Genomic DNA, 19,697 nt, shown 5'->3' with positions numbered 1-19,697 from the left:
CGTCCGGCACGGCAACGCGCCGGACGGGGACCGCCGCTGTTCCGGCGAGGGTACGTCGGTCAGGGCACCGTCTTCTCCACCGTCGCCGCCGTACCCTGCCGGTCCAACTCCTCGCCGGCCCGCCGTACGTTCTCCGGCGTCGGATCGCGGCCCTGTGCCACCGCCAGGTCCTCCGGATCCCACGGCTGTTCGGCCCCGGTACGCGTGTCGCCCGCACTGCCCGCGCCCTGCCCGTGCGGGTCGCCGAGCAGGTCCTCGGTGGGCGGAAAGTCGCCGGGAACGTCCTCCGGGTCGACGAAGTCCGGGTTGTCGGCGCCCGGCCCGCCGTCGGCGGCGAGCTGCGGTACGGCGGTGTCGTCCTCGATCGCGGCGGCCACCTCGGGGCTCTCCTCCAGCGGCCGGTTCGGGGTCGGATCGCGCTCCGTCATGCTTTGCTGCCTCCTGTCCGGATGCGGCGTGCGGCTGACCGGTCCTCCGGATCGACTACCCGGGACGACCCGCGCCATGCCTGTGCACCCGCCACCTCCCGCCCGCTCCGAGCCGGGTCCGCCGACCCGCCCTCAGCCGCCGCGGCCGGCCCCCAGAGCGGTATGAGCCCAGCGTCGTCAGTCGCCGCGGCCGGCCCCCCGAGCTGCATGAGCCCCAGCGTCGGAGCCGACTACCAGCCGAGCAGGCGGTCCAGGAAGTCCCGGTGCCGGCGGACCACCATCCGCAACCGCTCGGTGTCGGTCGCGCCGTCGCTCTGCCAGCCGCCGAGTTCGTCACGCTGCCGGGTCAGGGCGGCGGTGACCGCCTCCACGGACTCCCGTACCAGCCGGTGGGCCTCCTCGGTGGCGCCCGGCGGGTCGTCGACGAACCGGAGCTGCACCTCCCGCCACCGGTCCCGGAAGCCCCGCACGGCCTCCTGGTCGAGGATCGCGACGATCGGTTCGGCCGGTGCGGCACCGGGTGGCAGCCCGCCGTCCGCCGTCCCGGTCGTATCCGTCGTGGCCGTCTCTCCACCCGTGGCGGTCTCGTCCGTCGTGGCCGGCTCGTTGCCCGTGGCGGTCTCGTCCCGCCTGCCGACCTGTGCCGGGGTACGGCTTCCGCCGGTCAGCGCGTCGGGGTCGCCCGCGCTGAGTACGTCCGGGTTCACCGGATGTGCCACCCCGACCGCCGAGCCCGGCACGGCCCGGCCGAACGGATCCACCGGCGGGTCGGGCTCGACACCGTCGGCCGCCGGTACGCCGGGCCGGGTGGCGGTGGCCGCGTCGGCCGCGCCGAGACTCCGGTCCGGTACCCCCGACTCGGCCGGCTCGTCGCCGACCCCGTCGATCCGGTCGTTGGCCGGCCCGTCCCCGGAGCGGACGGTGTCGTCGTTGCGGGGGTCGCGGTGACTGCCGGCCAGCGCGGCGGCTGCGGCCGCACCGCTGACGGTGGTGGCGCCGAAGGTGGTGGGCAGCGGTGCCGGCTCGTGGAACTCCGGCGTGCCGGAGCGGTCCCGGGCGCCGCTACCGGCCCCGTCGGTGTCGTCGGTCCGCTCCGGGTCGTCGGCCCTCAGAGTGCCGACCGGATCTCCGGCGGCGTCCTTGCCAGCGGCGTCCGCCCCGGCGGTGGCGGGTACCTTCCTGGTCTCGTCGTCGGCCGGCTCGTCGGTGCCGCCGGCCGCGTCGGCCTGGCTGGCGTCGGCCAGGTCACCCCGGTCGCCGGTGCTCAGGGTGGCGCCGTCGGGACCTCCGCCGAGGCCGGTCGGCGAGCGGTCGGCGAGCGCGTCGTCGTCCAGCGCCGCGTCCTCGGCCTGGTCGTCCGCCGACCGGCTCCCGCCGAGCCGGTCGTCCCGGGCCCGTGCGTCGGCGGCCGGGTCGGACGAGAAGGCCGGTCCCGATCCGCTGGTGGCCAGGTCGTTGTCGTACGAGCCCCGCTCGTCGAGCGCGTCCGGGCCCTGGTCGCCGGTGCCCTCCGGGTACCGGTTCCGGTGCCGGATCTCGGGATCGGCGTGGCCGGAGCCGGTCACGGGTACCGGCGCCGACCGGACCACCTCGGTGTCGCCGTTGTCGGTCTGCTGTTCCTGGTGACGCATGGCGGAGTGCCTCCTCACCGGCTCGGTACGTCCTGCGGGGTGTCCGGACGGGTCCCGTCCGAGGGCTGGCGTACGGGGTCCTCGCCGAGCAGGTCGGCGAAGAGTTCCCGGTAGTGCACGACGGCCTGGCGGAGCTGCTCGGTGCTGGCCTCGCCGCGCTCGTTGCGGAGCTGGATCTCGTGCGCGTCCCGGTAGTGGGTCAGGGTGCGGGAGTGCTCGACGGAGAGGTGGGCGAGTTGGTCGTCGTACTCGCCGATCGGATAGCCACGCTCGGCGATCAGCCGGGTGACCAGTTCGTCCGCCGCGCCCACCGCCTCGGCCGGAGAGTCGACGAACCGGGCCTGGATCTCCTCCCAGTCGGCCGCGTACTGCCGGCGGGACTCGGCGGAGAGCGGAATGAGCGTCAACTCCGCGTGTCGGCGTTCGCGCTCCCGGAGTTCGTGCTCGGCGGCGGACCGGCTCTGCTGCTCGGCCACCACCCGGTCGTACTCGGGGCCGAACCGGCTGCGCAGGGCGCGACGGCGGCTGGCCACCCAGATGGCCGGTACGGCCGCGGCGACGACGAGGACGACAAGGACGATGAGGACGACTTCTATGGGCGACATGGCTCCTCCTTCGTCTCCTGGTATTCCCGCTCGGCCCTGATCACCAATCCAGATCCGCCACACTTTCGTGCCCGCCGACGGGAACCGGCGCGGAGCGGTAGGAACTGGCCGTTAGGTGCCCGAGCGGGATAAACGGCCGGAACAGCCGGGCATGGACAGCCGGGCTAGCTAGGACGGCCGGCCGGGCGGGGACGGGTGGGCGGGTCGCCGCACAACACCCGGACCGGGTCGTACGTTTCTCGGACCCCCGGCCGGCCCGGTCACCGCCTAGACTGTCCCGCATGACGCACCGACATTAATTCCCCGCCGGAGGCCGGCCCGGCCCGCGCTGCCGGGGCCCGCCCGGGACGTTCGTGACCCGATTTCCGAGTCCGAATCGTCCCCGTGGGAAGGCCTCATGCCCGTCACCTCGTCATCCGCGCCGACAGCTCGCGCGCGGCGATTGACCACCACCTTCTACCTCTACGCGTTCCTGGACGACTTCGTCCTGCTCTACCCGCTGTACGCGCTGCTCTTCACCGACACCGGGCTCTCCGTCGCGCAGATCTCCTCGCTCTTCGTCATCTGGTCGCTGACCGGGATCGTCCTCGAGGTCCCGTCCGGGGTCTGGGCCGACGCGGTGTCCCGGCGACTGCTGCTCGCCGGTGCCCCGCTGCTCGGCGCGGTCGGCTTCGGGCTCTGGGTCGCGGCACCCTCCTACTGGGTCTTCGCGCTCGGTTTCGTGCTCTGGGGCGCCCGGGGTGCGCTCCAGTCCGGCGCCTCCGAGGCCCTGCTCTACGACGAACTCGACCGGCTCGGCCTCGCCGACCGGTACGGGCGGGTGATCGGGCGGGCCAGCACCGTCAGCCTGCTCGGCGTGCTGCTGGCCATCGCGGTCGCCACCCCGGTCTTCGCGGTCGGCGGCTACCCGGCGGTCGGCGTCGCCAGCGTGCTGGCCAGCCTGCTCTGTGCGCTGGTGGCACTGGCGTTGCCGGAGCACCGGACACCGGCATCGGCCGCCGTGCCCGCCCTCCCGGAGGCTGCCGTCGCCGTGCCCGCCGTTCCGGAGACCACGGTCGCCGTGACCGCCGGCGGTGCCGACGCCCACGGCCGGGTCGGCCCGGAGACCGTCGACGCCAGCTCGGTCACGCTGCGGGAGAAGGAGACCGCCGACCCCGGGCCCGGCGGAGGGCGTGGCGGCATCGCCGTGGCGCCCGGCGAGCTGGTCCAGGTCGTCGCCCCGGCGCCGGTCGCCGAGGTCGAGCCGTCCGGCCCTCTCGCGATCCTGCGGGTGGCGCTGGCCGAGGCCCGGAACAGCCGGGCGGTACGCCGGGCCCTGCTGCTCCTGCCGGCGATGCTCGGCATCTGGGGCGGACTGGACGAGTACGTGCCGCTGCTGGCCGGCGAGGTCGTCCCGGCGTCCAACGTGCCGTTGCTGGTGTTGCTGGTCTGGGTCGGCGTGATGCTGGGCGGCCTGCTCACCCCGCTCGGGCAGCGGCTGACGGCACGGCAGTTCGCCGTGACGGTCGGTGCCGCCGCGATCGCCCTGGCCGTCGGGGCGCTGGCTGGCCGACCGGCGGGCTTCGTACTGGTGGCGGTGGCGTTCTGCGCGTTGCAGATGGCCAGCCTGGTGGCGGACGTACGCCTCCAGGAGAGCATCACCGGACCGGCCAGGGCCACGGTGACCTCGCTGGCCGGGCTCGGCACCGAACTGGTCACCATCGCGGTGTACGGCGGGTACGCCCTCGCCTCGACGGTCGCCGGGCACGGTGTGGTCTTCGGGCTGCTCGCCCTGCCGTACCTGGTGTTGGCGGTCGGGCTGGGCCGGGCCGGTGCGGGTGGGGATCGGCGGCGGACGGTGGCCGGCGGGTCGCGCTGACGTCGGCGACGTACGGGACCGTCGTCCCGTAGTGACATATCCGGCAGGAATTGCTGGTGGGGGTGGGTCGGTCCGATCGGCCCACCCCGGGTCACCGCGATGGCGGTGCCGGTTGTCGGGTCGGCCGACGCGCTCCCCGGCTCGGCCCGGCGGCCGGCGCGACGGCGACGCGTACGGTCGCGTTTCCGGCGGTCAGCCGCTGGAGCCGATCGGCGTGGGTGGATGGGGTCGGCGCCGTTGCCGGGCGACCCCATCGACGGGTGTCGAGATCAATTGAGGAAGACAGTTATCAATTTATTTGTCGGATTGGATCAACTGGAAGCCCCTCGTCCGGTAGTGCGCGCGCCGTTGATTACGTATCCTGCCGAAGGCACGCGCGCCCGTGACCCTCGGACTCTGGCCGGAGCCGCGGGCCGCCGGTGCGGGTGTCGACCCTGACATATCCCCTCCCGGCGAGGTCTGATGGAAACCCAGAACTGGCCGATCCGCTCGAAGATCGTCGCGCTGGTCGCCGTGCCGATCCTCGCGTTGTCGGCGCTCTGGATCTTCGCGACCACGCTCACCGTCGGGCCCGCGTCGAGTCTGCTGGCCGCCCAGACCCTGCTGGACGAGGTCGGCCGGCCGGGCGAGACGCTGGTGGTGGAGTTGCAGCAGGAGCGGCGGCTCTCGGTACGGCACCTGGTCGACCCGGCCGCCACCACGGCCCTCGCCGACCAGCGGACCCGTACCGACCGGGCGATAGCCGAGTTCCGTCGCCGGACCTCCGACGCCGATCTGCGGGACACCACCGGCGCGCTGCTCGACGCCCGGATCGACCAACTGCTCACCTCGATCGACGCGCTGCGGTCCGGACGCACCTTCATCGACCGGCGTACCGTCGACGCCAGTGGGGCGCTCGGCCTCTACAGCGGGGTGATCGACGCCGCGTTCCGGACCTTCTCCGCGCTGAACACGCTGCCGGACGACACGCTCGCCCGGGAGGCGCGGAGCCTGACCGAACTCGGCCGGGCCCGCGAGGTCATGGCCCAGGCCGACGCGCTGCTCGCCGGGGCGTTCAGCACGGGACGCTTCGCGCCGGGCGAGCACGCCCAGTACGTCCAGATCGTCGGCACCCAGCGGTTCCTCTACTCGGCGGCGACCGCGGAGTTGCCGGACGCCGAGCGGGTCGCATACCAGCAGCTCACCGAGGGGGACGCGTACGTCCGGCTGCGCCAGATGGAGGACAACCTGATCGGTCGGGGCGGCGGCGGCACGCTGCCGGTCGACGCCCGGGAGTGGCAGAGCAGCTACGACTCGGTCCAGCGGCAACTGCGCGACTTCGAGCTGAGCGGTGCCGAGGCGCTCACCGAGCGCAGCCGCCCGGTGGCCGCCGGCATCCTGCTCCGGCTGGGTCTCGCCGGCCTGGTCGGCTTCCTCGCCGTACTGCTCTCGGCGGTCATCGCGCTGCGGATCGGCCGCTCCCTGGTCCGGCGGCTGACCAGCCTGCGCGCCGCCGCGCTGAACATGGCCGACGAACGGCTGCCCGACGTCGTCGGGCGGCTGCGCAGGGGCGAGGAGGTGGACGTCGAGACCGAGGCGCCACCGCTCGACTACGGGCAGGACGAGATCGGCCAGGTCGGCCAGGCGTTCAGCGAGGTGCAGCGTACCGCCATCGCGTCGGCGATCGACGAGGCCGCGCTGCGCCGTGGTCTCCGGGACGTCTTCCTCAACATCGCCCGGCGTAGCCAGACCCTGCTGCACCGCCAGCTCGCGCTGCTCGACCGGATGGAGCGGCGGGTGGCCCAGCCGGACGAGTTGGAGGACCTCTTCCGGCTCGACCACATGGCCACCCGGATGCGGCGGCACGCCGAGGACCTGGTCGTGCTCGCCGGGGCGGCGCCCGGTCGGGGCTGGCGCAACCCGGTCTCCATGATGGACGTGATCCGGGGCGCGATCTCCGAGGTCGAGGACTACGCCCGGGTCGACCTGGTCACGGTGGCACCTGCGGCCACCGCCGGGCGGGCGGTCGGCGACGTCATCCACCTGCTCGCCGAGCTGATCGAGAACGCGACGTCGTTCTCGCCGCCGCACACCCGGGTGCAGGTCGTCGGGCAGGTGGTCTCCAACGGGTACGCGATCGAGATCGAGGACCGGGGCCTCGGCATGGCCGCCGAGGCGCTCGACCAGGCGAACCGCCGGCTGGCCGACCCACCGGACTTCGACCCGGCGAACAGCGCCCGGCTCGGGCTGTTCGTGGTCGCCCTGCTCGGCGCCCGGCACGGGGTACGGGTCCAGTTGCGTTCCTCCCCGTACGGCGGGGTGACGGCGGTCGCGCTCATCCCCGGTGACCTCGTGGTACCCGACACCTCCAGCTCGGCGGGCGACCGGGGCGACGCGTCGGGCGCGGAGCCGGACGGTACGACCCGGCGCACCGGTCCCGGCCGGATCGCCGGTGGCGCGGACGGCTCGGAGACGATCGAACTGCCGATGCGGCCCGGGCGGACCGCCCGGGTCTCCCCGGACGGCGACGAGCCGCACACCGAACCCGACTCGACCACCGGGCTCGGGCCCCGGCGCAAGGCGGGTGCCGCCCTGGCGGCGCTGGTCGCCGCGAGCCGCCCGGAGACCCCGGAACCGACCCCGTCGGCCGACGGCGGAGAGCGGCTCACCGGGGCCGGGACCACGCGGGACGCGCCGACCTCCGAGCCGGCCGACTCCGCCGCCGGCCCGGGTGGCGCCGCTCCCGACGACGGGCCGGAGACCGGCCGGGCCGGCGGCGTGCGGATGCCGAAGACCGGTGGGCTGCGGCGGCGCGGCATCGATCCGGCAGCCGCCCCGACCACAGCCGCCCCGACCACCGCGACCCCGACCCCGGCGACCGCCACTCCGGCGACTGCCACTCCGGCCACCATGACCCCGGCGACCGCCACCCCGGCGACCGCCGCTCCGGTGGAAGCGGCCGGCCCGTCGGCGCCCGCCGGGCCGGCGCCCCGGCCGGCGATGGACGACGACACCGTCGTCCTCCCGGCGGTCCGGGCCAGTGCCGGCCCGGTACGCCCGGCCGCCGGCCCGGTCGGCGCGGACGGCCTGCCCCGGCGGATCCGGCAGAAGAGTCTCGCCCCGCAACTGCGCAACGGACCGGTGGCCGGCTCCGACCGGTCCGCCGCTGCCGGCGGAACCGGCGCCGGGGAGCCGGACGAGCCGCAGCCGCGTACCCCGGAGCAGATCCGGGCGGTGATGGCCGCGTTGCAGTCCGGCACGGCGCGGGGACGGCGGGACGCCGAGGACCAGACGCCGCCCGGCGACACCGCCGAGGACACCGCCCGGGTCGCCGATCCGGGTGTCACGACTTCTGAAGGGGACGGGTGAGTGGTGCACACGACGAAGCCGGGTGCGGATCTCAGTTGGCTGCTCGACGACCTCGTGGAGCGCGTACCGTCCGCGCAGCAGGCCGTACTGCTCTCGGCGGACGGTCTGTTGATGGCCGCGTCGCGGGACCTGGCCCAGGAGGCCGCCGAACACATGGCGGCGATGGCGGCCGGCTTCCAGAGCCTGGCGAAGGGCGCCAGCCGACACTTCCAGGCGGGACCGGTCCGGCAGACCGTGATCGAGATGGAGTCCGCCTTCCTCTTCGTCACCGCCGCAGGTCAGGGCGCCTGTCTCGCCGTACTGGCCAGTGCCGCGTCGGACATCGGCGTGATCGCGTACGAGATGGCGATGCTGGTGACCCGGGTGGGGCAGAACCTGTCCGCGCCGAGTCGAACATCGCGGGCGCCGGCAGATGCGGAGTGACGCACCCGGACCGCACCACGACTGGCTGGACGACGACGCCGGGCCGGTGGTCCGGCCGTACACGGTGACCGGTGGTCGGGTCCAGCCGTCGGCGGGCCGGTTCGACCTGATGGCGTTCGTGGTGGCCGGGCCGCCGGAGGAGGACGGCGACGACGGTCCGCAGCCGCAGCCGGAACAGCGGGCGATCATCGCGCGGGCGCAGCAGCCGATCACCGTCGCCGATCTCGCCGCCGATCTCAACCTGCCGGTGGGGGTGGTCCGGGTTCTCCTCGGCGACCTGCTCACCAGCGGCCGGATCTCGATGTACGACCCACCCACCTCGCGCCAGTTCCCCGACGACGACATCCTCAAGGCGGTGGTCAATGGACTCCGGGCTCTCTGACCAGCCGGTGGCGAAGCGGCGGATCCCGCTCGCCCTGAAGATCCTGATCGCCGGTGGCTTCGGGGTCGGCAAGACGACCCTGGTCGGCGCGGTGAGCGAGATCCGTCCGTTGCAGACCGAGGAGGTGCTCACCGACGCCGGGTCCGGCACCGACGACCTCTACGGCGTGGAGGGCAAGCAGACCACCACCGTCGCGATGGACTTCGGGCGGATCACCATCAACGAGGATCTCCAGGTCTACCTCTTCGGTACGCCGGGGCAGGACCGGTTCTGGTTCCTCTGGGACGAGCTGGCGTTCGGCGCGCTCGGCGCGGTGGTGCTCGCCGACACCCGGCGGCTCGCCGACTGCTTCCCGTCGGTCGACTACTTCGAACGCCGGGGCATCCCGTTCGTGGTCGGGGTCAACTGTTTCGACGGGGCCAAGCGGTTCGGTGTCGAGGCGGTGCGCAGCGCGCTCGACCTGGATCCGGACGTGCCGGTGGTGCTCTGCGACGCGCGCAGCCGGCAGTCCGGCAAGGAGGTCCTGGTCGCCCTGGTGGAGCACGTCGCCGCCCGCCGCGCCGAGCGGGTCGCGGCGAACTGACCGCCGCCCCGCGCGGTCGCGGTGGCCAGGGGTGGCCGATCGAAGACGCGGTCAGTCGGTGACCACCAGCACGTCCAGGCGGCGTGGCCCGTGCACGCCCTCCACCCGGTCGAGTTCGATGTCGCTGGTCGCCGACGGCCCGGAGACCAGGGTGATCGGCCGGGTCGGGTCGGCGAGCCGGGCGAGCGCCTCCGGCACCCCGCCGGCCACCTGGGTGGCGCGGACCACGCAGAGGTGGCGGTCGGGTACCAGGCTGAGCAGCCGGCGTCCCTGGTCCGGGCCGCCGTCCAGCAGCAGCGTGCCGGTCTGCGCGATCGCCACCGCGCAGCCGGTGACCACGGCCACGCCCGGCGCGTCGAGGTCGGCCACCGTCAGCGGGTCCGGGTCGCCGTCCCGGCGGATCCGGCCGAGGTACGCCGACAGCCACTCCGCCGGCGCCGGCCCGGGTACGACCACGGTCGGCACCTCGCCCAGCAACTCGGCGAGCGCCTCGGGCACCTGCCGTGGCCCGCAGCGGCGCACCGTGGCCCGGTAGTCGACCAGCCGATCGACCAGCAACTCCACCAGCTCCCCGTCGGCCGGTGTCCCCATTGAACCTTTTTCAACCTCCCCTTGCGGTCCGACGGACCGCAGGGTCGGACGCGGTGTGTGGGCGCCGTGCGGTTCAGGTTGAAAAAGGTTCATCGGAGTGTCGGAGGCCGGGGCGGTGCGGTAGTCCCGGGGCACCGGCACCGGTCCGCTGGGCCGAACGGCCCGGATCCGGGCCAGGATCTCCTCCCGGGCCGAACTGGGCACCGTCACCACCCGCCCGCCTCCTTCTCGCTCGTCCGCTCCCGCCCGGCCCACCAGTCCCGGAACGTCTGGCTGGCCGGCAACGGGGCGTCCCGGCTGGCGGTCCAGGCCGACAGCGGCCACGGCAGTCGGCGTACCTGACCGCGTCGGCCGGTGACCAGGCGCAGCGGGGCGGCGCCGCGTCGGGCGGCCCGGAGCGCGGCGGCGTACCGGCGGCGGTCCCGCATCGTCCAGGACAGCGCCCGCATCGCGGTACGTTCGGCCGACGGGCGGCCCCGGCGCGCGTCCACGCCACGCTGGCGCAGGTGCACGAGTACTTCGGGGATGTCGATCCGGACCGGGCAGGCGTCGAAGCAGGCGCCGCAGAGCGTCGAGGCGTACGGCAGGGTGCGGTTCGCGCCCGAGTCCGGGCCGGTGAGCTGCGGCGACAGGATCGCGCCGATCGGGCCCGGATAGACCGACCCGTACGCGTGCCCGCCGACCCGCTCGTAGACCGGGCAGACGTTCAGGCAGGCGGAGCAGCGGATGCAGCGCAGCGCCTGCCGCCCCACCGGATCGGCCAGCGTCTCGGTACGCCCGTTGTCGACCAGCACGATGTGCATCGTCTGCGGCCCGTCCCCGGCAGTGACCCCGGTCCAGAGCGAGGTGTACGGGTTCATCCGCTCGCCGGTCGAGGAGCGGGGCAGCAGTTGCAGGAAGACCTCCAGGTCGCGGAAGGTCGGCAGCAGCTTCTCCACGCCCACCACCGAGATCAGCGTCTCCGGCAGGGTCAGGCACATCCGGCCGTTGCCCTCGGACTCCACCACCGCCAGGGTCCCGGTCTCGGCGATCGCGAAGTTGGCGCCGGAGATCGCCACCTTCGCACCGAGGAACTTCGCCCGCAGGTGCCGGCGGGCCGCCTCGGCGAGCGCCGGTGGGTCGTCGGTGAGCGCGTCGAGGTCGACCCCGGGCATCCGGCTGGCGAAGATGTCCCGGATCTGCCGCCGGTTGTAGTGGATCGCCGGTACCAGGATGTGTGACGGGGTGTCGTCGGCGAGCTGCACGATCAGCTCGGCCAGGTCGGTCTCGACCGCCGCGATGCCGGCCTCGGCGAGCGCCTCGTTGAGGCCGATCTCCTGGGTGGCCATCGACTTGACCTTGACGACCTCGGTGCTGCCGGTCCGCCGGACCAGCTCGGTGACCACCGCGCACGCCTCGGCCGAGTCCCGGGCCCAGTGCACGGTGGCCCCGGCGGCGGTGGCGGCGGCCTCGAACTGTTCCAGCAGCTCCGGCAGGCGGGCCAGTACGTCGTCCTTGATCGCCGCACCGGAGCGGCGCAGCGCCTCCCAGTCCGGCACCTCGCCGACCACCCGGAGCCGCTTGTCCCGGATCGTGTGGGTGGCCCGGCGCAGGTTGGCCCGGAGTTGCCCGTCGGCGAGTTCGCGCCGGGCCGCCGTCGGAAACGGCAGCGGCGCCACGATGTTCCCGGTACCCGCGGTCATGCCCGCTGCTCCTTCCGTCCGGCGCCGCCGGGGGTCGACGGCGACCGCCGCAGCCCGGGACCTCGCCGACCGCGCCGGTGACCGGCCCCGGTCCGCCCGATCACGGCCGTTCCCCCGTGACCGGCCCCGGTCCGCCCGGTCACGCCCGCTCCCCGGTGTTCGCCAGGATCTCCGCGTAGTGGATGGCGCGGGGTCCGGCCGGCCGCCCGCCGCCGCGCCGGGACAGGCCGCCGCCGATGTGCGCCAGGCAGGAGTTGTCGGCCGCCGCCACGTACGCCGCCCCGGTGTCGCAGACCGCCGCGCACTTGTCGGCCAGCATCGCCGCCGAGACGTCGGCGTTCTTCACCGCGAACGTGCCGCCGAAGCCGCAGCACTCCTCGGCACCGGGCAGCGCCACCAGGTCCAGCCCGCGTACCGCCCGGAGCAGCCGCAGCGGGCGGTCACCGAGCCGCAGCATCCGCAGTCCGTGGCAGGTCGGGTGGTAGGTCACCCGGTGCGGGAAGGCGGCACCGACGTCGGTCACCCCGAGCACGTCGACCAGCAGCTCGGAGAGTTCGTGCACCCGGGGCGCGAGGTCGGCGACCGCCGCCGCCAGCCCCGGATCCGGGCCGGCGAGCCGGGGGTACGACTCCCGCACCATCGCCACGCACGAGCCGGACGGGGCCACCACGGCGTCGTACCGGCCGAAGGTGTCGACGAAGTTGCGTACCAGGGGCAGCGCCTCGGCCCGGTAGCCGCTGTTGGCGTGCATCTGCCCGCAGCAGGACTGCTCGGCCGGAAACTCGACGGTGTGGCCGAGCCGCTCCAGTACGCGTACCACGGCCCGGCCGGTGGCCGGGTAGACCAGGTCGTTGACGCAGGTCACGAAGAGGGCTATCCGCATCGGTTTCCTTGGAAGAACGGCAGGTGCCGGTCGGCGGCGGCGAGCAGGTGGTCCCGGATGGCGGTGCCGGCGGCGTCCGGGTCGCCGGTGCCGATCGCGTCGACGATCCGCAGGTGCTCCCGGGCGCTGGTCCCATAGTGCGCGGTGGGGAAGTGCAGCCGGAACAGGTGCAGGTGGGCGCGGAGCCGGACCACGGCCGCGTGCAGCATCCGGTTGCCGGAGCGTTCGGCGAGCAGGTGGTGGAAGCGGGCATCCTGGGCGGTGAACGCGGCTATCGCGGCGAAGCCCTCGGTCCCGGGCATCTGGTCGGGCAGCTCGGCCTCGCGGCGGAGTTCGGCCAGCTCGCCGGCGAGCCCGGCCGACGCCTCACCGCCACCGTCTCCGCTGTTGGTGTCGCCGCCGGTGCGCTGCCCGGCGAACCGTTCGGCCACCCGCCGCGCCGAGGCGGTCTCCAGGATCAGCCGCATCTCCACCAGCTCGTCGAACTCGGTCCGGGTGAGCAGCGGTGCGGCGGTGTAACCGACCAGCGGCCGTTTCCGGACCAGCCCGTCGGACTCCAGCCGGGCCAGGGCCTCGCGGACCGGGGTCGGCGACACCTCCAACCGGCGGGCCAGCGCGTCGATGTTGATCCGCTCGCCGGGGGCCACGGCGTGGTCCATCACGAGGGCTCGTACCGACTCGTAGACGTCGTCGGCGAGGGTGGTTCGGCGAGCCGGTCGGAGCAGACCCTTCACGATCGAAGATCCTATAGGAACGGTGCCGTCGCCGGAAGGCCCGGTTCCGGCCGTCGCCGTGGCGCACGTCGGCAAGCCCCGGCCCGGCTGGAGGATCGCCGAGCCCGGCCGGGCGTGATCGCCGGGTCGGCGGGGCGGGCTCTGGTTGGATCGTCCCGGAGAGGCGCGGCCGGGAGTGGTCGGCCGGGGAACGGAGCGACGCATGTCGGGCGATGCCGGAATCGTGTTCGTCGGCTGCTACACCGGGCAGAGCGGAGGGCGCGGTACGGGCATCGTGGCCGCCCGCCGGGACGCCGATACCGGCGGGCTCGACGTACTCGGCGTGGTGGCGAGTACGCCGTCGCCGTCGTTCCTGGCCCGACATCCCCGGCTACCCGTGCTGTACGCGGTCAACGAGCTGCCGGACGGCACGGTCAGCGCCTGGACGATCCACCCCGACGGTGTGCTGACCCCGCTCGCGGTCCGGTCCACCGGTGGCGCCGACCCGTGCCACCTGGCCGTCGACCCGGCCGGGGAGTACCTCTTCGTGGCGAACTACGGCAGCGGCAGTGTCGCCGTACACCCGTTGGACCCGACCGGGGCGCAGGGTGACCGGACCGACCTGGTCCGGCACGACGGACGCGGGCCCGTGCCGGACCGCCAGGCCGGGCCGCACGCGCACATGGTCTCGCCCGATCCGGCCGGTACCGGGCTGCTCGCGGTCGACCTCGGCACCGACTCGCTCTATCGGTACGTCCGCGACCCGGACGGGCGACTGCGCGCCACCGCCCGGATCCCGACCCGACCCGGCACCGGCCCCCGGCACCTGGCCCGGCACCCCGACGGTCGGCGCTGCTTCCTCGCCGGTGAGTTGGACGCCTCCGTCACCGCCTACGCCGTCGACGGCGCCGACCGGCTGGTCGAGCGGGGCCGGGTCGAGGCCAGCCGGCGGCCGGGCCACGCGCAGCCCTCCGAGATCGCGGTCGGGCCCGACGGCCGGTTTCTCTACCTGGCAAACCGGGGCGTCGGCACGGTCACGGTCTTCGCGCTCGACGAGGAGTCGCCCCGCTATCTGGCGGAGGTCTCCGGCATCGGGGACTGGCCCCGGCACCTGGCGTTGCTCGGTGGGCACCTCTATGTCGCGGAGGAGCGGGCCGACGCGGTGGCGGTCTTTCCGGTCGACCCCGACTCCGGGCTCCCGGCGGCGGCGCCCAGCCGGGTCGCGGTGCCGAGTCCGACGTGCGTACTCGGGGACCGGCCCTTAATTCTTGTATAAATATCCATAAGATCTTTTTGGCGGGTGGTGGACCGATGGGGCCCTGTTGGGCGGCATTCTCGACGTTCTGAGGCTGCTCGACTACCTGAAGTGAACGAGTTTCGGAAAAGTCTTTGCCTCGTCGGTAACATTCCGCCCTTCGGCCCTGGCACGACTTCGCAGAAGCCCGCAAGATGGTCAGGTGCCTGGCCGCCATCGCGTTCGTAGACGTATCCGAGGGGCGGGCGCCATCGCCAGCGCGATGGCGCTCGTCCTTGTCGCGGTTGGAGGGTGGTATGGCTATCAGCAGTGGGCCGGCTCCAACTGCTCGGGCGAGCTGGAACTCGCCGTCGCCGCGGCGCCGGAGATCGCTCCGGCTGTCGAGAAGACCGCTGCCGACCTGAGCGCCGCCGAGACCGAGGTCGACGGTCTCTGCGTCGCCGTCCGGGTCACCGCCAGCGCGTCCGTGGACGTGGCCGCGGCCGTCGCCGGGCAGCACGGCGTCTCGCTGTCCGGGGTCGGACAGGCCAGCGGCAGCGCCGTACTCCCCAACGTCTGGCTGCCCGACTCCTCCACCTGGCTGCTGCGGCTGCGTCAGCAGGCTCCCGCGTTCGCGCCGCAGAACAACACCTCGGTGGCCCGCAGCCCGGTGGTGGTGGCCATGCCGGAGCCGCTCGCCACCACGGTCGGCTGGCCGCAGAAGAAGCTCGGCTGGAAGGACCTGCTGGGCAGGATCACCTCCGGTACCCAGCTCAAGACCGGCCTCGTCGAGCCGAGCCGGGACGCGGCCGGGCTGGCCGGACTGGTCTCGCTCGCCACCGCCGCCCAGTCCAGCGGCGGGGCCCAGGCCCAGCAGGCGACCACGGCCGCCCTGCGCGCCCTGGCCACCGGTGTCTCGGCCGTCCGCGAGGAGTTGATCGCCCGGTTCCCCCGGGCGACCGACCAGACGTCCCTCGCCCGTGGACTGGGTGCCGCGGCACTCTCCGAAGAGGACGTCATCGAGTACAACGCGACAAAGCCCCCGGTACCGCTCGCCGCCCTCTACCTCGAACCCGCGCCGATCTCGCTCGACTACCCGTACGCGGTGATGCCCGGCATCGAGCCGGCCAAGGCGGCGGCTGCGGAGAAGCTCTTCGCCGCGCTCGACTCCGGAGCCTTCCACCGCCAGTTGGCCGGGCAGGGGCTCCGGGCTCCGGACGGCACCTGGGCGGACGGCTTCGCGCCGCCCCGGGGCGCGCCGAGTCCGGCGGGCACCCAGCCGACACCGACCACCGCCGCACCCAACCCCGGCGGCACGGCCGGCGGCGGAGACGGTGCGACCATCGAGCGGGTGCTCTCCAGTTGGGCGGTCGCCACCCAGTCCGGGCGGATGCTGGCGATCATCGACATCTCCGGCTCGATGTTCGAGAAGGTGCCGACCGCCAACAACGCCACCCGGATGCAGGTGACCCTGGAGGCGGCCAAGCGCGGCCTCGCGCTCTTCGACGACTCCTGGGCACTCGGCCTCTGGGTCTTCTCCACCGAGTTGAACGGTTCCCGCGACTACCGTTCGCTGGTACCGATCGGCCCGATGTCCAGCCAGCGCGAGGAGTTGGAGGGCAAGCTCGCCACCATCACCCCGAAGCGGGGCGGCGACACCGGCCTCTACGACACGATCCTCGCCGGCTACAAGGCGGTGCAGGACGACTGGCAGCCCGGCCGGGTCAACTCGGTGGTGATGCTCACCGACGGCAAGAACGAGGACGACAACGGGGTCAGCCAGTCGCAACTGCTCGCCGAACTGAAGCGGATCGAAGACCCCGACCGTCCGGTCCAGGTGATCATCATCGGCATCGGCGCCGAGGTCAGCAAGGCCGAACTGGACCCGATCCCCAAGGTGACCGGCGGGGCCGCCTTCGTCACCGAGGACCCGGCGAAGATCGGCGACATCTTCCTCCAGGCGATCGCCCGGCGGCCGACCGCCCCGCGCTGACCCCGGCCGGCCGCGACCCGTTCGACCGCGCCCGCCGTACCGGCCACCGTGCCGGTACGGCGGGCGTCGTGCTGTTCCGGCTGCCGTCAGTGGTACCCCGGGGGCCGCGGTTCGTCGACGCCGAGACATGTTCGGTCGCGATCGGCCTCCGGTCCGCATCCCGGTACGTGAGCAGCCGGATCGCCGACGACGCAAACAAATGACAGTAATCTGTCGGAAGCTCTCGGTGATGCCCCTGGTAGGTGAAGATGTCGAAGTGCCTCCGGGCCGCTCTGCCAGGGCAGCGAGCGGCTGATCGGGTGCCCCCTGGAGCGAGGGAGGGCCGGTGACGTCGGCGACATTGCTGAGCCCCGCCACGATGCCTCCGGAGTCCAGCTCGGGGGCATCCGCAACGTCATCCCGATCGCGTCAGCGCGGCTACCTCCGCGCGCTGCTCGTACTCGACACCGTCATCCTGGTGCTGGCGGTGATCGGCGGCTACTTCGCCCGGTTCGGTGGCGACGAGGCGGTCGGCTCCGACATCCCGTACGTGATCGTCGGCCCGGCCCTGGTGGTCGCCTGGCTGGTCTCGCTGAAGGCACTGCGCTGCTACGACCACCGGGTGCTCGGCTACGGCGCCGACGAGTACCGGCGGGTCACCTCGGCCAGCCTGCGGCTCGCCGGCGGGATCGCGATCGCCGGCTACCTCGCCAACGTGGGAGTCTCCCGGGGATTCCTCGGCATCTCGTTCGCGGTCGGCACGGTCGGGCTGGTCGCCGCCCGGTTCGCCGCCCGGAAACGACTGCACCGGTCCCGCTCCCGGGGAGCCGGCTGGTCCCGCCGGGTCCTGGCGGTCGGCGACACCGCGCACGTACTGGAGCTGGTGCACACGCTGCGCCGCGAGCCGTACGCCGGTTACCAGGTGGTCGGCGCGTGCATCCCGGACGCGCTGCTCGCGCCGGTACCGCAGCGCCTCGGTGACGTGCCGGTACTCGGCTCGTTCCGGGCGATCGTCGACGCCGCCGCGGCGATCAACGCCGACACGGTCGCGGTGACCGCCTCCAACGAGCTGACCGCCACCCGGCTGCGTCGGCTCGGCTGGCAGTTGGAGGGGACCGGGATCGACCTGGTACTGGCCCCGGCGCTGACCGACGTCGCCGGGCCGCGCATCCACACCCAGCCGGTCGCCGGACTGCCGCTCATCCACGTCGAGGCGCCCGAGTTCCGGGGCGCCCGGAAGATCGTCAAGGCGTTCGTGGACCGGGCCCTGGCCGCGACGGCGCTCGCGGTCGCCCTGCCGCTGCTCGCCGTCGTCGCGCTCGCCATCAAGCTGGACAGCCGAGGGCCGGTGATCTTCCGGCAGATCCGGGTCGGCCAGGGCGGCCGGGAGTTCGGGGTCTACAAGTTCCGGACCATGGTGGTCAACGCGGACGCGCTGCTTGCCGAGCTGGCCGCCAAGAACGAGACCGACGGCCTGATGTTCAAGATGCGGGCCGATCCCCGGGTCACCCGGGTCGGCCGGATCCTGCGTAAGTGGTCCCTCGACGAGTTGCCGCAGCTCGCCAACGTGCTGTTCGGGCACATGAGCCTGGTCGGGCCGCGCCCGCCGCTGCCGTCCGAGGTGGCCCGCTACGACGGCGACGTCGCCCGCCGGCTGCTGGTGAAGCCGGGCATCACCGGCCTCTGGCAGGTCAGCGGCCGATCCGACCTGAGCTGGGAGGACGGCATCCGGCTGGACCTCTACTACGTGGAGAACTGGTCACTCGCCGCTGACCTGACCATCCTGTGGAAGACCTTCGGCGCGGTGGTCCGGACCCGGGGCGCGTACTGACCCGTGGCCTCCTCCGGAGTTCTGGTTCTCGCCGGACCTGTGCACCGCCGACCGGCGGCCGTGTCGGAGGGCGTACACCTTCGACACGGCCCGGTCGTCAGAGGTCGTACCCCCCGGAGACCTCGATGTCCTGCGCGGTGATCCAGCGGCTTTCCTCGCCGAGCAGCATCGCGATGGCCATGCCGACGTCGTCCGGCTCGCCGATCCGGCCGAGGGCGGTACGGGCGGCGATGCCGGGGATCAGGTCGGGGAAACGTTCGAACGCGTTGTCGCCGATGCGGGTACGGGTGACGCCGGGCGAGACGGAGTTGACGCGGATGCCCCGCTTGCTGAACTCCTTCGCCATGTAGCGGGTCAGCACCACAAGCCCGCCCTTCATGCTCCCGTACGCGGAGTACCCCGGCTCCAGGCCCACGATCCGGGCCGAACTACTCGTGGTGTTGACGATCGCACCGCCGTCGACCATGAGCGGCAGCAGCGTCTGTGTCAGGAAGTACGGTCCCTTGAGGAGTACCCGCGCAAGCCTGTCGAAATCCTCCTCGGTGGTGTCCTCGAACAGGGCCATGTGGCCGGCTCCGGCGTTGTTGACGAGGAAGTCGAAGCTGTCCCGCTGCCAGGTGTCGCGCAGTGCGGCGACCACCGAGTCGCGGAAGGCCGGAAACGTCTCGGAGCGGCCGACATCGAGTGGGAGTGCGACGGCCGTACCGCCGCGCTTTTCGATCGTCGCGACCGTGTCCAAAGCTCCGGCCTCGTTGCCCTGGAAGGTCAGGATTACGCCCGTCCCGTGCTGCGCGAGCTGGACGGCGGCGCTCTGCCCGATGCCCGAGCTCCCCCCGGTGATGATGGCGACGCGCATGGTTGAACCACCCGTTCCGTTTCGTGGATTCGATCGCCGCAATAACAACATCTCCGGGTGTGCGGCCAGTACAACAAAGCTCGCCAATCCTTGCCCATTCCTACTGGCCCAGCATCACGGCGCGTGCGGCGGAGGCACGGACCTCGCCACCGAGCTGACCACGCATCCCAATCGGCGGCGTCAGCTCCAGTCACAGTGGGACGACGTAGGCATTGACGAAAAAGTGTTCGACCTTGCCCCAGTGCAGGTGTCCAGCCTTCGCTTCGTCGTCCTGGCGGCCGAGCACGACGTGAACGTGGACCACGCCGTCCTTTGCCTCTCCGGTCCCGGTCAACTCCATCGGCTCGCCGTACTCCGTGACGATGTCCTTTGTGTGGTCGTCGGCTGCCATCGTTGAGATCGCGCAGCCCTCGACCGCCCCTATCAGAGACACGATCGCGCCGTTCGCCACGCCCCGCGTATCAAGCTCGGCGGTCAACGTCGCCATGACCTCCTGGCCGGGCAGTACGGATACCAGGATCATCGGGCATTCTCCGTCGTTGTCGTGATGAGATCCGCACCGACCATGAGCGCGGCCATGGTGCGCAAGTTCTCGGGGGCCTGCTCGACCCGTGATGCCTCGGCAACAGCGAGCTTCACCGCCTCCTGGCTGGCTGCGCCGCCTGACGCAAGAGCAC

The 19,697-nt window shown here is 73.0% G+C and carries 17 protein-coding genes; 8 read left to right on the top strand and 9 right to left on the bottom strand.

Going from position 1 to position 19,697, the window contains the following annotated elements; genetic code table 11:
* Positions 1–59 precede the first annotated feature (59 nt).
* From Pma05_RS11710 to Pma05_RS11700, 3 genes are all read right to left on the bottom strand, one after another.
* Positions 60–428, bottom strand: a complete 369-nt coding sequence (locus Pma05_RS11710; protein WP_203857375.1) for a hypothetical protein — start codon at positions 426–428, stop codon at positions 60–62.
* Positions 429–658: 230 nt separating this feature from the next.
* Entirely contained in the window at positions 659–2,059 is a 1,401-nt protein-coding gene (locus Pma05_RS11705; protein WP_203857374.1) for a hypothetical protein, read from the bottom strand.
* Between the two features lie 14 nt (positions 2,060–2,073).
* A complete protein-coding gene (locus Pma05_RS11700) occupies positions 2,074–2,664 on the bottom strand; it encodes a hypothetical protein (RefSeq protein WP_203857373.1) in 591 nt (196 codons plus the stop codon).
* 397 nt (positions 2,665–3,061) lie between these two features.
* Between Pma05_RS11700 and Pma05_RS11695 the strand changes: the two genes are divergently transcribed.
* The 5 genes from Pma05_RS11695 to Pma05_RS11675 all read left to right on the top strand — a co-directional run bounded on the left by Pma05_RS11695 (position 3,062) and on the right by Pma05_RS11675 (position 9,258).
* On the top strand, positions 3,062–4,522 hold the full coding sequence (locus tag Pma05_RS11695; RefSeq protein WP_203857372.1) for an MFS transporter: 1,461 nt from the start codon (positions 3,062–3,064) through the stop codon (positions 4,520–4,522).
* 462 nt (positions 4,523–4,984) lie between these two features.
* Complete coding sequence (locus Pma05_RS11690) at positions 4,985–7,870, top strand: sensor histidine kinase (RefSeq protein ID WP_203857371.1); 2,886 nt, start codon at positions 4,985–4,987, stop codon at positions 7,868–7,870.
* A complete protein-coding gene (locus Pma05_RS11685) occupies positions 7,871–8,293 on the top strand; it encodes a roadblock/LC7 domain-containing protein (protein ID WP_203857370.1) in 423 nt (140 codons plus the stop codon).
* Positions 8,283–8,675, top strand: a complete 393-nt coding sequence (locus Pma05_RS11680; RefSeq protein WP_203857369.1) for a DUF742 domain-containing protein — start codon at positions 8,283–8,285, stop codon at positions 8,673–8,675. The genes Pma05_RS11685 and Pma05_RS11680 overlap by 11 nt, the downstream gene beginning before the upstream one ends.
* Positions 8,656–9,258: a GTP-binding protein gene (locus Pma05_RS11675; protein ID WP_203857368.1), complete on the top strand. Its 603-nt coding sequence runs from the start codon at positions 8,656–8,658 to the stop codon at positions 9,256–9,258. The genes Pma05_RS11680 and Pma05_RS11675 overlap by 20 nt, the downstream gene beginning before the upstream one ends.
* 51 nt (positions 9,259–9,309) lie before the next feature.
* Here Pma05_RS11675 and Pma05_RS11670 read toward each other — a convergent pair whose 3' ends face one another.
* The 4 genes from Pma05_RS11670 to Pma05_RS11655 all read right to left on the bottom strand — a co-directional run bounded on the left by Pma05_RS11670 (position 9,310) and on the right by Pma05_RS11655 (position 13,148).
* Complete coding sequence (locus Pma05_RS11670) at positions 9,310–9,849, bottom strand: LutC/YkgG family protein (RefSeq protein WP_203857367.1); 540 nt, start codon at positions 9,847–9,849, stop codon at positions 9,310–9,312.
* 206 nt (positions 9,850–10,055) lie between these two features.
* Positions 10,056–11,531 (bottom strand): lactate utilization protein B, encoded by a 1,476-nt coding sequence (locus Pma05_RS11665; RefSeq protein ID WP_203857366.1) that lies wholly within the window; start codon positions 11,529–11,531, stop codon positions 10,056–10,058.
* A 139-nt stretch (positions 11,532–11,670) separates the two neighbouring features.
* Positions 11,671–12,414, bottom strand: coding sequence for a (Fe-S)-binding protein (locus tag Pma05_RS11660; RefSeq protein WP_203857365.1), 744 nt, complete (start codon positions 12,412–12,414; stop codon positions 11,671–11,673).
* Entirely contained in the window at positions 12,405–13,148 is a 744-nt protein-coding gene (locus Pma05_RS11655; RefSeq protein ID WP_239312211.1) for a GntR family transcriptional regulator, read from the bottom strand. Before Pma05_RS11655 ends, Pma05_RS11660 begins: the two co-directional genes overlap by 10 nt.
* Positions 13,149–13,350: 202 nt before the next feature.
* On the opposite strand from Pma05_RS11655, the gene Pma05_RS11650 reads away from it, so the two are divergent.
* From Pma05_RS11650 to Pma05_RS11640, 3 genes are all read left to right on the top strand, one after another.
* Complete coding sequence (locus Pma05_RS11650; RefSeq protein ID WP_203857363.1) at positions 13,351–14,403, top strand: lactonase family protein; 1,053 nt, start codon at positions 13,351–13,353, stop codon at positions 14,401–14,403.
* Positions 14,404–14,644: 241 nt separating this feature from the next.
* Positions 14,645–16,354 carry a substrate-binding domain-containing protein gene (locus tag Pma05_RS11645; RefSeq protein WP_203857362.1) on the top strand — a complete coding sequence of 570 codons (1,710 nt, stop codon included), beginning with the start codon at positions 14,645–14,647 and terminating at the stop codon, positions 16,352–16,354.
* 325 nt (positions 16,355–16,679) lie between these two features.
* Complete coding sequence (locus tag Pma05_RS11640; RefSeq protein ID WP_239312208.1) at positions 16,680–18,164, top strand: sugar transferase; 1,485 nt, start codon at positions 16,680–16,682, stop codon at positions 18,162–18,164.
* Positions 18,165–18,261: 97 nt separating this feature from the next.
* Here the strand turns inward: Pma05_RS11640 and Pma05_RS11635 are convergent, their stop codons facing one another.
* Positions 18,262–19,020: an SDR family NAD(P)-dependent oxidoreductase gene (locus Pma05_RS11635; RefSeq protein ID WP_203857361.1), complete on the bottom strand. Its 759-nt coding sequence runs from the start codon at positions 19,018–19,020 to the stop codon at positions 18,262–18,264.
* 190 nt (positions 19,021–19,210) lie between these two features.
* Positions 19,211–19,543 (bottom strand): PCC domain-containing protein, encoded by a 333-nt coding sequence (locus Pma05_RS11630; RefSeq protein WP_203857360.1) that lies wholly within the window; start codon positions 19,541–19,543, stop codon positions 19,211–19,213.
* Positions 19,544–19,697: the final 154 nt, after the last annotated feature.

Origin of the sequence: Plantactinospora mayteni (assembly GCF_016862935.1) — a bacterium.
GTDB classification, from domain to species: domain Bacteria; phylum Actinomycetota; class Actinomycetes; order Mycobacteriales; family Micromonosporaceae; genus Plantactinospora; species Plantactinospora mayteni.
This window is presented reverse-complemented; position numbering and strand designations above follow the sequence as displayed.